The following is a 13,512-nucleotide window of genomic DNA, read 5'->3' on the forward strand; positions in this document are numbered from 1 at the left end:
CGCTCTTTATCTCTTATTTTTACAGCTGCTAATAAAATCGGTTAGCACTCTCAAAATCAATATAAAAACACCGCTTACTTACGGGAATATCCCGAAAGTAACTACCTCATCTATTGAGAATATCTTAAACAGCAATACCAACCTTTAAACATCAAATCAATCATGAATTCTACATCCAGAGATTTAGGAGAAATACCTTCGGCACCAGACATGAGCAATTTTAAAAACCCTTTGGGGCAGCAACCCGAAGGCAACATTATTATTGGAAATTTTAACATTACACCTTTGAATCAGTCACAAAGCACTGAAAGTCTTACCGAAATCCTGAAAAGAGAAAGTACAGACAGTTCTATTTAAAACATCAAAATTCTTAAAATCAAAAAAATGTTAGACGAAACAGCAATCGAAAAACTAAAAGAAAAATATGGTAATGTATTAAAACTTACCTCTGATGACCAATCTATAACAGCATATTGCAAAAAACCAACTCTCACAACATTTCTGAATTATCAAAAACGATACAATGATGATCCGCATGAAGCTATTTTGTTTTTGTTTGAAGAATGTTTACTGGAAAAAGAAAATTATGATGATGAATTCATGCTTTCTGCAGGAAATTCTATTGTTACCATGATTCAAAAAGACAGTGAATTTAAAATCAATGCAACACCTCAAAAAGATGAATTCAAAAAGTCAGCAGCTCTGATTCGTCAGGCTTTTCAGGTAGATCCTTATCAATTACCGATGGATGAATTTTATAAGCTCATCGAAGAAGCGCTTTGGCTGCAGAAACACAATGAAACCAGACTCGAAAATACCTTTATTACGGCCTTTGCTAAAACATTCTCCAACTAAAAACTAAAAAAACAATGAAATTCAATTTTAATGTAAACGAAATCTTAGACTCAAAAGATACTGAATATACAGGTATTAACTATAACGAATCGGAATCGAAAGATTTTATTATCGATAAAACCGGAGGCGAATTTAACCTTAGAGTCTTTGCTCCCCTAATTTTTGAACCTCTGGTAAAGAAGGATCTCAATCTGCCGAGTCTGCGCATAGATGCTGTAACAGTTAATTTAAATCGCTCAAAAGTTATCAGAAAAGAAGGAATAGAAGGCAGAGATTCAACCATTAAAGAACATATCACCAATGGTGATTTTAGTATTTCGATTGAAGGACTAATTGCCGACGAAAGTGGAGATGAATATCCAAAAGAGAAACTTTTCTTATTGAAACAATTTCTAAATGCTCCCTATGCCCTGAGAGTAACTCATGCTATTCTGAACCGATTTGGTATTTACGAACTGGTTATAGACTCCTACTCTATTCCTTCAATTTCCGGAACAAAAAACATTCAAAAATTCACGGCCAGCGCCACATCAGACGAAACTGTAGAACTAATAATCAGAGACAATGCTTAAACTAAATGCTAAAATTAAAGTTTATGAAACGGTAAGGCTTATCCCTACTCCAAAATTTTATGAATTTACCTATGTCAAAAACGTAGAAATCAATAGCTCCTACAAATCGTTAACCGATACCGCCACGATTGTTATGCCTCAAAAAGTATATACCGATACCAAAGGCTTTGATCAGAACTTATTTGCAAATGCAAGCGGTGAACAAAAAACAATTCATGATTTTTTTAAAGTTGAAAATTTCATAGAAATATTTTTAGGATACGACGGAGATTACAAACCGGCTTTTAGGGGTTATATCACAGGAGTACAATCCGATACCAATGCTACTATAACCTGTGAAGACTTAATGTACGCCTTCAAAAAAATAAAAGCAGTAGATAATGCTGATGTACAAAACAAAAATGATTCTCTAAATGTTGTAGCTACCAATCCGACAACCAATGTCGAAAATTTTAATCCTAAGATTTTTTTTGAGAAGAGAATCAAACCGTTAAATCTTCCGTTAAAAATAAACGCTTTGGATGAAGATTTAGGAAATCTAATGATCAACAGAAGTCAAACTTTGGCTCAGGTTTTCGAAATGCTAAAGGATAAGGGAATCTACACCTATTTTAAAATGGAAGAAGCCCGACCTGTACTTACAATCACCAATAACCCGCAAAAACATACAACCGGAGAATTAAACAGTTTTATCGATCGCAATTTTATCCAAAGTCCTTTGGCCGGGGCAATTGTAAAAAAACTAATCAATCAGGGACTTGAACTTTTGAGTACGCAACTAAATAAAACGATTCAAGCCGCTTCCGGGAACTTTTTAGGGAAAGCACGTTTCAGATTTCGTTACAACATTATTGAAGATAAGTTAGTCGTAGTTAATGAATCGACAAAAAATACCCGTACACGAGTAGAAAAATACTTTAAAAATTCAAACACCCCAATTTACATTGAACTGGGTGACCCAAATGGGCAATTAGTGAAAACCCACGTATTACACAGTGATAGTGATGATTTACCAAATGATCCTACAGCTTTTGAAAAAACAACCACAAAAGTGGCTTCAGAACTGTATCAATACGCCGCATTACGAGCAATGGAATCTAAACCCAGCGGATTTGAAGGTTCCTTTCTCACTTTTGGAGAGCCTTTTGTGCGACCAACCGATAAGGTAATTCTGGAAAATGCTAAAGACAAAGAAAAAAATGGAACCTTTCAGGTCGAAAAGGTCGTGCGAAGTTATGGCGAAAATGGTTACAGGCAAAGGATTTACATAGGTCGAAGAGTAGAAGTTTAATAAAAATATATCATGGGAAATATAACCGATTTAATAAAAGATGTCTCTAGTAAAAATCAAATGATTGAAACTTTTGCTGCAAAAGTCATCGAAATAAATAATGAAATAGAATCATTTCACAATCCTGAAGACGCTTATACCGTAAACATTATGCGTGCCGATGGTGCCATCCTTAAAAACGTACGATTGAAAGCTTCAATCCTCGATGTAGAACAAGGAGTTATTACCATTCCTAAAAAAGACAGTTGGGTTTTGGCGACCATTATTGACGGAGTAGAAACAAGAGCGTTTGTTTCGCAGTTTTCTGAAGTCGACAGACTAATGGGAAGAATACAAGCCACAAATGACCCAAAGTTATTTTTTGATTATAGTGCCGATGGCAACAAACTGCACATTCGTTATATAAAAACGGATACTGCAACAGAAACTAATGAAACAAAAATTCTTGATGTTGCTAAAATAGAGTTTGACAAAGACAAAAACTTTAAGATTAGCTATTTTGATGAAAAAGAAAACCCATTAGCAATTACACATTTTTCACCTGATAGTCTTAGAACGACTTTTAATTCGGTTAAAAACAATGTTGTAACAGAAGGCTCGGTCTTAACAATGACAAAAAATACTACCAATCTAAAATTAAACGATGATAACGGTAAAAAACGAACTAATTTATTAATAGAACCTAGTAATATCTCAGCTCGTTTATATAATGATCATGAAAAAGAAAAGCTGTCATTTGAAATGAGCGGTAATGAAAGAGCAGAAATAAAACTTACAGACTCAAACGACACAATTCTTTTAGAAAAAAACAGAATCCAATTAAAGAAAGATGCTAATAATTTAATTGAACTTTTAGGTCAAAATGGTGTAAATATATTCACTTCCGGCAACATTAATTTAAAGGGAGATAATGTAAATATAGATGCCAGCTCTAATATCAATATTAAAGCAAATAAGGCTATAAAAGTAGAAGCAGTAGGAGATACAACCATAAAAGGAGCAAACGTATTAATAAATTAATTATGGCAAAATATATATGTAACGGTGCCCAATGCAAATGCACTTTGGGCACTGAAGATGGTACGTTGGAGGTAAAATCTCAAACCAAAATTTTTATCCAGGATAAATTGATGGCTACTGAAAATGAAAAAACATTTGTTTTTCCAAATTTTACCAGCTGTAAAATACAAAATCCGCCTATTCCGTGCCAACCTGCTATTGAAGCTCCTTGGTCAAGCACAAAAAATAATGTATTACAGAGTGAACACAAAGGTTTATTAGAAGCTTCTACTGCTTTCTGTACTTTTGGACAAGGAGAAATTTCTATCATAGATTCAAAACAAACGCAAACAAAAAATGTTATATTTGGAGATTACTCCTCAGAGCCAAAAGAGATTTCAAAGGTTTATGCCAAAGTCAGAACTTTAGAAACTTATAATGGAGAATTTGGTTTTGATTGGGTAGATGTCGATCCGGAAACAATGGAAATTCAAAAAATACAAGGTGTGCCCTTTGAAAAAGTAGAATACTTTTATAAAAAAGGAAACACAGCTCAGGATTTAGGAAACATCATACCTATTGGCGAAGATAAACCTGGCGCAATAAAAGCGATTCAGAAAAATTACGGACTTATTAATTTTGACAATCATTTCGAAATGCCTTTTGTTTTACTAAAACCAGGCGAGCCCGTCACATTGAGTTTGGAAGTCTTTTTTGAAGGGGAAAGTCAGGATGATTATATCTCTATTACAGGCGATGAATATTATAGTTTTAAAATTGACGGAGAAGAAGAAAGAAAGGATGAAAACGACAAAACAACAAAGAAAAAAATAGTAGCTAATGAACAGCTACAACTTACAATAAAATGTTCGAAAGAATCGTTAGACAAAAAATACTTTTTTTTACATACTGGTGCAAAAGGCCCACGCGAAATAGGTGGTCTAAACATGATGAAAAATAAAGTACTGAAACTTAAATTTAGGGTTATTGCACTGGTATCAAATGAAGGAAATCCAAATGAGAAAGCGAAAGCCTTGTTTAAAAAGTTTAAAAATGCAGGTATCAAAGAGTATCTAAACAATAACTCTCTTAACCAAGCAGGTTATGCAGTGGAGATTGAAAATTTTGAGGCTATGGATGCCAGTAAGGTCGATGATTATTTTTATGCTTTTGATAAGGAAGATTGGACTAGAAAAAAGTATTTTGCGAGTATTATTAAACAAAAACCAGATGTTGATCCTGTTACCGGAAATTGTAGGATAGAAAGTTGGGACCCTATAAAAAAAGAGTGCAATAAAAAACCAGTTATAACTGAGGTAATAGTAGATGATCAAAAAGATTTGGGACTTCCTGACAAAGCAAACGAAATGGATGAAATAACAATATCTGAATACAAAAAAAAATTGAGAAATAAAGGAAAACCATTCAATGAGGGTGGGATTATTATTTTATCTGATTTCGAATCTTCAGATGAAAAGACGGGAGCATATAGCCGTACAAGTCCTCTTAATCATTATGCTTTAATCGTATATTCTACCAATACAAATAACAAAGATACTTATTCTCATGAAATTGGTCATATGTTAGGCTTACCCCATTTATTTTATGATTCAAAGGAAAAAGAAGAATATAAAGTTGCTAGAGAAAATATTTTAGGAAATGGATTGCCAGTCAATAATCCTGATGGAACAAAAAATGAAAAGTTTATTCCTCCTATAGAAACGAAGATTCTAAAATTGCAAAGTGAAACAAATAAGATTTATAGCCTAACAACTATTATTGGAAAAAAAAGCACTCTGATTGAAAAAATAACGAAAACTAATATTTATTTTCAATATAAAACAAGTTATTACACAAGATTGAAGACTAATGTTGAAAGAGAATATAAAGGACAACCCGGATCAACTATAGTAGCAGGAACTGGCAAAAATACACAAACAAAAGACCAATATTTATCTGTATGCAAAAATGAAATTGACAAAAACACGTCTTATTTACAAGAAAACACAAGCACTTTACAAATATTAAATTCTATTCATACAGATAAAATACAATTACATAAATATAAAATTAACTTAAAAGCTTCTGATTACTCATTAGTTCTAATTGAAACGAAAAAATATTATTACTCTGTTATTGATCAAATTCATTCAAACTATTTATTGTTTAAACAGGGGAGTACTAAAAATATCATGGATTATCATAATTCCAGATTAGTTTATTTTCATAATCAAATAAAAATCATGCGTGATGACATCGAAAACTATTAAATTATTTGGGTTATTCTTGACTATGTACACATTCTTCATAGGGTGCAAATCTTACCAAAAAAAAATGTTAGATCCCATAAAGGGGACTGCGAAGGCATTAATGTATCTACACTCTAAATATGATTCAGATTTTCCTCCTAAACTAAAAATAGAGAATAACGGATTGGGAATTTCTCCAACAGAAGAATGGTTCAAGGAAGGCGGTGTCAGCTTTGGCAAAACTGGGATTGATGATTCTAAAGAAGGTAAATGGCTAAGTGGTGATGCTGATTTTGATGAAAATGGAAATGTATATGCCAAAGGAGGAATATGGAAAGAGGAATATTTTAAAAATGGCTTGCGAGACAGTATTTATAGACGTTTTGATAGTAATGGAAAAATTATTTATGAGACTACATTTAAAAAAGGAACAGGTCTCTGGAAAGAATTCCATAGTAATGGGCAATTATACTTTGAAATGTACACTAGAGATGGGTATTTTACAGATACGCTAAGACTACATGATGATAAAGGAAAAATTATAGGAAAAAGACTTTATGTAAAAGATTCGTTGGTTTATGATGAAGGATTACCTTGCTTTCCTTACCGCTCTGATAGTGTTCCTAGTGACTAGAATTTAAAGCTACAATCGCGAAACTGCAAAAACCTCATTTACTATTGTGACAAGTAAAAGAACTATTAAATTAATTACAAAAAATTAAAGCAAAAGAATTGTTTTTAAAAGGTAATGAAGATTTATACGAATTGATAAAGGATGACTTTCCAGATGAAGTACAGCAATATTATTTGAAACAATTAGAAAAAATAAAAAACACAGCAAACAAAACCTTCTCTGAATATAGTGATTTTTACTCTAAAGCATCTATATTGTTAGAAAATAAAGAAAATAAAGAAATAAACTTTATAAATGAAATCCTTACCAGTACTACTGAAAATTATTGGAAAGATACTGCGATAGATTTAATTATTGAATACCTAAAATCGAATTAAGATTTTGCAATCCAATATTCAAAACTATCTTGGCAATCCTATGTAAATTTTACAAATCAATAAAATGAAAAAGAGCATATTTCTAATTATCATAGTAATTTTTTCGTCCTGCGTTTTTAAAAGGATAACTCCTTTTAAAGAATCTCCTAAAGGTATGGCATTTATTAATGCAGGCAGTTATAGGTACGCAGACTTTCCTGAAGAGGACTCCCCTAATTGGGGAGAACTCTCTTATATAGAAAACTTTGAAGAAGGAGGTGTACGATATGGTAAAATTATTGATGGCTATAAAGAAGGCAAATGGCTCAGTGGCGATGCCGGATTTGATACTTTAGGAAATGTTTATGCAATAGGTGGAATTTGGAAAGAAGAATATTTTAAACATGGTCTACGTGATAGCATTTTTAGACAATTTGATAATGATGGTAAAGTGATCTACGAAACCACTTTTAAAATGGGCACAGGATTATGGAAAGAATTTCATGACAACCGCAAAGTTTATTTTGAAGCTTATACCAAAGACGGTTATTTTACAGATACACTACGTTTGTATAATAAAGAAGGTAAAAAATTTGAGAAACGTCTGTACCAAAAAGATGTTTTGGTTTACTATGCAGGGAATGATTGGTCTTTAAGATACAGATACAAACCTAATGACAATACATACTTAGAAGTAGATTCATACGAATTAAAAAATTTGAAACAAGGATCTTTTAGAAATACTTTTAGTTATAAAACTAAGGAAGAATTTGAGAATGATCACTTTGCAAAAAGTACCCTAAAAAGATAAAAACTAAAAATACTCTTTTCAAAATTCCTTTTTAACACAAAAAATCTACCCAAAAATTAATATGGGCTAAGTTATGAAACTTCGCCAAGCGAACCCTGTTTCTAGTAGAGTTAGAATTTTGAACATCAAATAAAACAATGAAAAAACTAATCTCCTATACCTTACTATTTTTTCTAATTATTTCAGTTAGTGGATCGTGTTCCGTCTTTGAAAAGAAACATTCATCTACCAGTAAAAATACCTTTGCAGAAAAAGGAAAACTTGACAAAAACGGAACAAAAACAGGCGAATGGAAAACATTCGACGAGAATAAAAAATTGTACAAAGTTATAAGCTACAAAAATGGTATGATGACTGGCGATTTTAAACGTTATTATAAAAACGGAAAACTCTCGAAAACAGGCAATTATCAAGATAACAGACCCGTAGGAGAATGGAAAGAGTATTATGAAAGCGGACTATTACGTAAGTTTGGAAATTACAAAAATGGAACTTGTGTAGGCGAATGGCAAAATTATCATCCAAATGGACGAGTAATGTATGTTGACAAATTTGAACAAGATGGTAGTCAATCAAATGGTGAATGGAAACAATATTACAAAAACGGACAATTGCGAGAAATTGGCAACTACGAAAATGGAACAAAAACAGGCGAATGGAAATGTTACCATGAAAATGGCAAATTATTTTTTATCGGAAACTACGAAAAATATAGAAAAAAAGGCGAATGGAGAGTGTATTATTCAAATGGGCAATTAGAAAGCATTGGCAATTATGAAGATAATAAAAAAACAGGCGAATGGAAAGAATATTTTTCTAGTGAAGTAGTAAGCAATGAAAATCATAATGGAAATTTAGAATCAATAGGACGGTATGAAAATGACCGAAACATAGGAGAATGGAAATATTATCGTTGGAATGGAGTTTTATCATCAACAGGAAACTACGATGAAAGAGGGAAAATCGACGAATGGAAACAATATTTTGAAAATGGACAATTGAGCAATACGGGATGCTATGAAAAAAATAAGCAAAATGGCGAGTGGAAATTTTACTACGAAAACGGGCAATTGCGGATGATAGGGAATTTTGAAGACGAATACAAAAAAGGCGAGTGGAAATATTATGATGAACAAGGCAATCTGACGAAAGTAGAAAACCATTGAAATAATACAATTACACAACAGCAATTTTGATTTAGACGGACTAAAACCTTACAACAAAAACCATAATGAATAAACTTATTTTATCCTGCATAACAATCGTCTTCTCTGTTTTTATTTCGTACGCGCAAGAAAATTATAAAAGCTTTTACACCAACGGAAAAATAAAAGAAGAAGGGAAAATTGATAAGAATTATAATAGAACCGGAAAATGGAAAGAATACCGCGAAAATGGGCAATTGTTTACCTTAAAAAAATATAAAAAAGGTAAACAGAATGGCAAAGAAAAATCATTTTATGATAACGGTAATTTAGCTGCCTGTTATAAATATAAAAACTATAAACTTACAGGAAAAAAAATCTCATATCATAAAAATCGGAGAAAATCGGAAATTGGATACTATAACAACAATGGTAAAACCGGAAAATGGACACGATATTATGAAAACGGACAATTAAGCAGTGTAGAAAGATATGATGAAAATGGCGATTATTCAGGAGAATTTACAACTTATTATGACAATGGACAACTAGCTTCAATCCATTATTATGAAAATAGAGAACTATTTGGTGAAAGCGATATCTACTACAAGAACGGGAAACTAAAACAGTGTGAAATGTATATCTATGGGGAAAAAATCGGAGAATGCGAGTATTACGACGATCAAGGAAATTTAATTGAGACTAAGAAATATTAAAATCATATTCACTTACTTTAATTTAATTTCTTCAGCAAAAAGTTCCTTAAAAAGATAAAACTAAAAATATTTCAGACAAAAACAAAGAGGATAAAAAAAAAGTAAAAGCTAAATACATAAATTATTCGGATTCTGATAAAATTAATTCCTCTCAAACAAAAGCGCAGTATATAGCGGTATGTGATAATTGGATTAATCTGGCAAATAAGTTAATTGGAGAAAATAATTTAGCAAAAGAAAACCTTTCAAATCAAAAAGGTTTAAGATATATAACATTAAATGTCGTTGGCAATTTTTTAAAAAAGGATTACTTGAAACTGCTAAATCAAAATTTGGACTATTATAATTTAGTTCTTAATCAAGTAAATTCCAATTATATCATGTTTAAACAATCTTCAACAGAAAACATGATGGATTATTACAATAACGAAAAAAGATTTTTTTTATGCACAATCAAATTATAATCATGCGAAATGATATTCAAAATTATTTATATTTCACTAAGAAAAGCACTTTGAATATGATGGATTATTCACAAATAACTTTACAGGGAAAAGATACAGTTGAAGGACTTAAATTTGCAGGTTATCAAATAACTATAATGAGAAAAGTCTATGAGAACTACAATTAATATTATTGCGATTAGTATCTTACTATTAACGATTGGCTGCAAAAGTAAATCAAATAAAGTATTGTCGGTTGATGCTCCTCCATGCACAACAATTCTAGCTTCCTCTAACGAAGGTAGCTTCACAGATTTACCTTATATAACAAACTTTGCTTTTTATAATTGGTATAAAGTTAAAATGGAAGTTTGTAGAGTAAATTCATTTATGCTTAAAGATAATTTTGGAATAATAGTAAAAAAAGGAGAGATGAATGATATATGGAGAGATGATCCTACTCTTGGATATAATTTTGGTTCAAGAGAAGGTGAATTTAAAAATGGCGTACAACATGGTTTATGGGAATGCAAAAGAAGTTATTATTTAGATTCGTTAGGAAATCACATTTATAAAAATTATAAATTTAGAGAAGAATATTTCAAGGATGGTTTACGAGATAGCATTTATAAAATTTACAACAAAGATGGAAAAGTAATTTATTCGACTTATTTCAAAGATGGAAATGGTATTGAAAAAGATTTCCATGAAAATGGTGCATTATATTATGAAATAGAAACTAAAGGAGGATATTTTTCAGATACACTCCGTTTATATAATGAAAGAGGGAAAATTTATCAAAAAAGATTATACCAAAAAGATGCATTGGTTTATTATATAGGCGATGACGATTGGTGTTTAAAATTTCGACACCATCCAAATAACAGTACTTACTTAGAAGTCGATTCTTACGATGCAAAAAATCTAAAACAAGGAACTTTTAGAAATACTTTTAGTTATAAAACTAAGGAAGAATTTGAGAATGATCAATTTGCAAAAAGGAACTTAAAAAGATAAAACATCTGCGCAAAAAATTAATATGGGCAAGCTATGAAACTTCGCCTGATGCGTTCTGATTCTAATAAAATTAGATTTTTAGATTATCAAATAAAAACAATAAAGCAAAAATGAAAATATTTTTTTACCCAATTATCGCATTGCTTCTTTTTTATTCTTGCAAGACATATGTTTCAATACCTCCTACAACTGAAGGTTTTAACATTTCATCTAATAATCACATGTTTGAAGATTTTCCCAGCGAATATATTGGGGTAGATTTTTATCGTGAAACTTTCTCGGAATGTGGATATCGAATAGGAAAAACTGGCATAGATGGCCTTAAAGAGAGTAAATGGTTAAGTGGTGACGCTGATTTTGATAAAAATGGAAATGTCGTTGCAAAAGGAAAAATATACAAAGAAGAATATTTTAAACATGGTCTACGCGATAGCATTTTTAGACAATTTGATAATGATGGTAAAGTGATTTACGAAACCACTTTTAAAATGGGCACAGGATTATGGAAAGAATTTCATGACAACCGCAAAGTTTATTTTGAAGCTTATACCAAAGACGGTTATTTTACAGACACCCTCCGTTTGTATAATAAAGAAGGTAAAAATTTTGAGAAACGTCTGTACCAAAAAGATGTTTTGGTTTACTATATAGGAAATGACTGGTGTTTAAGATACAGATACAAACCTAATGACAGTGCATACTTAGAAGTAGATTCATACGAATTAAAAAATTTGAAACAAGGAGCTTTTAGAAATACTTTTAGTTATAAAACTAAAGAAGAATATGAGAATGATCACTTTGCAAAAAGTACCCTAAAAAGGTAGCACGAAAAACATTATAGATTATATTGATCAAAGAAAGACATATTTACATAACCAAATAATTACCATGCGTAATGACTGTGAAAACAATAAAAAAAACAATATTTGTTATTCCCGTAATACTATTAAGTTGCATTGGAATAAAAACAATTTCACTAGAGCCAAATCCATGTTCAACTTTGATGTTTTCGGATGAACCAGAATATGTTTTCTATAATTGGTATAAAACAGATTTAAACGTATGCGAAGTTAATAAATTCAAAATCAAAGACTTACAAGGACGCAAAAAAGGCAGTTTTGCTAATGGCAGGCAATCTGGCCAATGGATTACTGAAAGATATTACTATTACGATACTTTGAGCTACATTAAAACAAAATATTATTTAGGAAGAGAAGAGTATTTTAAAAACGGTTTACGAGATAGCATTTATAAAATTTACAACAAAGATGGAAAAGTAATTTATTCGACTTATTTCAAAGATGGAAATGGTATCGAAAAAGATTTTCATGAAAATGGTGTATTATATTATGAAATAGAAACAAAAGGAGGTTATTTTACAGACACCCTCCGTTTGTATAATAAAGAAGGTAAAAATTTTGAGAAACGTCTGTACCAAAAAGATGTTTTGGTTTACTATATAGGAAATGACTGGTGTTTAAGATACAGATACAAACCTAATGACCATACATACTTAGAAGTAGATTCATACGAATTAAAAAATTTGAAACAAGGAGCTTTTAGAAATACTTTTAGTTATAAAACTAAAGAAGAATATGAGAATGATCACTTTGCAAAAAATACGTTGAAAAAATAATTTTAGAAAAAATTGCAACCAAATAGATGAAAAACAAATATTACTCTTTTCTTTTTTTTATAATTGTATCCTGCGGTATATTAAAAAAACAGGATGTAAAAACAAGCCTTGAAGAAGTCGACTGCCTGACAATTGACAACAACGATGGCAATTACTTATTTAAAGACTTTCCGAATAGAGAGAAAGATTATTCTGGATGCAAGATCAGAACTGAATTTATAGATGGATGCATTAGAAACGGCAGTATATCAAACGGTTATAAAGAAGGAAGATTTATAACTGAAGCCTGTTGCTGTGATAATTTAGGCAATCTCAAGCGGCTCTCCAAAGAAGAATATTTTAAACATGGTCTACGTGATAGCATTTTTAGACAATTTGATAATGATGGCAAAGTGATCTACGAAACCACTTTTAAAATGGGCACAGGATTATGGAAAGAATTTCATGACAACCGCAAAGTTTATTTTGAAGCTTATACCAAAGACGGTTATTTTACAGATACACTCCGTTTGTATAATAAAGAAGGTGAAAATTTTGAGAAACGTCTGTACCAAAAAGATGTTTTGGTTTACTATATAGGAAATGACTGGTGTTTAAGATACAGATACAATCCTAATGACAGTGCATACTTAGAAGTAGATTCATACGAATTAAAAAATTTGAAACAAGGAGCTTTTAGAAATACTTTTCGTTATAAAACTAAGGAAGAATTTGAGAATGATCACTTTGCAAAAAGTACCTTAAAAAGGTAAAACTAAGCTTTACAAAGTCAGGGACGTTAAATTAAT

The 13,512-nt window shown here is 31.1% G+C and carries 15 protein-coding genes; all 15 read left to right on the top strand.

Annotated elements, in window-relative coordinates:
- The first annotated feature begins 162 nt into the window (after positions 1-162).
- On the top strand, positions 163-357 hold the full coding sequence (locus LNQ34_RS01520) for a hypothetical protein (RefSeq protein WP_202704156.1): 195 nt from the start codon (positions 163-165) through the stop codon (positions 355-357).
- Between the two features lie 27 nt (positions 358-384).
- Positions 385-855, top strand: a complete 471-nt coding sequence (locus LNQ34_RS01525) for a hypothetical protein (RefSeq protein ID WP_202704155.1) — start codon at positions 385-387, stop codon at positions 853-855.
- Between the two features lie 14 nt (positions 856-869).
- On the top strand, positions 870-1,427 hold the full coding sequence (locus LNQ34_RS01530; RefSeq protein ID WP_202704154.1) for a DUF6046 domain-containing protein: 558 nt from the start codon (positions 870-872) through the stop codon (positions 1,425-1,427).
- Positions 1,420-2,718 (top strand): hypothetical protein, encoded by a 1,299-nt coding sequence (locus LNQ34_RS01535; protein WP_229998439.1) that lies wholly within the window; start codon positions 1,420-1,422, stop codon positions 2,716-2,718. The genes LNQ34_RS01530 and LNQ34_RS01535 overlap by 8 nt, the downstream gene beginning before the upstream one ends.
- Before the next feature lie 12 nt (positions 2,719-2,730).
- Entirely contained in the window at positions 2,731-3,738 is a 1,008-nt protein-coding gene (locus LNQ34_RS01540; RefSeq protein ID WP_229998440.1) for a hypothetical protein, read from the top strand.
- Positions 3,739-3,740: 2 nt separating this feature from the next.
- Positions 3,741-5,987: a PAAR-like protein gene (locus LNQ34_RS01545; protein WP_229998441.1), complete on the top strand. Its 2,247-nt coding sequence runs from the start codon at positions 3,741-3,743 to the stop codon at positions 5,985-5,987.
- A gap of 64 nt (positions 5,988-6,051) precedes the next feature.
- The gene (locus tag LNQ34_RS01550; protein ID WP_229998442.1) at positions 6,052-6,600 is read left to right on the top strand and encodes a toxin-antitoxin system YwqK family antitoxin; all 549 of its coding nucleotides are present in this window, start codon (positions 6,052-6,054) and stop codon (positions 6,598-6,600) included.
- A 98-nt stretch (positions 6,601-6,698) separates the two neighbouring features.
- Positions 6,699-6,977, top strand: a complete 279-nt coding sequence (locus LNQ34_RS01555) for a hypothetical protein (RefSeq protein WP_229998443.1) — start codon at positions 6,699-6,701, stop codon at positions 6,975-6,977.
- Between the two features lie 64 nt (positions 6,978-7,041).
- Complete coding sequence (locus tag LNQ34_RS01560; protein ID WP_229998444.1) at positions 7,042-7,767, top strand: toxin-antitoxin system YwqK family antitoxin; 726 nt, start codon at positions 7,042-7,044, stop codon at positions 7,765-7,767.
- Positions 7,768-7,904: 137 nt separating this feature from the next.
- Positions 7,905-8,933, top strand: a complete 1,029-nt coding sequence (locus LNQ34_RS01565; protein ID WP_229998445.1) for a toxin-antitoxin system YwqK family antitoxin — start codon at positions 7,905-7,907, stop codon at positions 8,931-8,933.
- 65 nt (positions 8,934-8,998) lie between these two features.
- The gene (locus tag LNQ34_RS01570) at positions 8,999-9,628 is read left to right on the top strand and encodes a toxin-antitoxin system YwqK family antitoxin (protein ID WP_229998447.1); all 630 of its coding nucleotides are present in this window, start codon (positions 8,999-9,001) and stop codon (positions 9,626-9,628) included.
- A gap of 614 nt (positions 9,629-10,242) precedes the next feature.
- Entirely contained in the window at positions 10,243-11,088 is an 846-nt protein-coding gene (locus tag LNQ34_RS01575; protein WP_229998448.1) for a toxin-antitoxin system YwqK family antitoxin, read from the top strand.
- Positions 11,089-11,198: 110 nt separating this feature from the next.
- A complete protein-coding gene (locus LNQ34_RS01580; RefSeq protein ID WP_229998450.1) occupies positions 11,199-11,912 on the top strand; it encodes a toxin-antitoxin system YwqK family antitoxin in 714 nt (237 codons plus the stop codon).
- A 77-nt stretch (positions 11,913-11,989) separates the two neighbouring features.
- Positions 11,990-12,724 (top strand): toxin-antitoxin system YwqK family antitoxin, encoded by a 735-nt coding sequence (locus LNQ34_RS01585; RefSeq protein WP_229998451.1) that lies wholly within the window; start codon positions 11,990-11,992, stop codon positions 12,722-12,724.
- Positions 12,725-12,750: 26 nt separating this feature from the next.
- Positions 12,751-13,476 (top strand): toxin-antitoxin system YwqK family antitoxin, encoded by a 726-nt coding sequence (locus LNQ34_RS01590; protein WP_229998452.1) that lies wholly within the window; start codon positions 12,751-12,753, stop codon positions 13,474-13,476.
- Positions 13,477-13,512 lie beyond the last annotated feature (36 nt).

The organism is Flavobacterium lipolyticum, from assembly GCF_020905335.1.
GTDB classification, from domain to species: Bacteria; Bacteroidota; Bacteroidia; order Flavobacteriales; family Flavobacteriaceae; genus Flavobacterium; species Flavobacterium lipolyticum.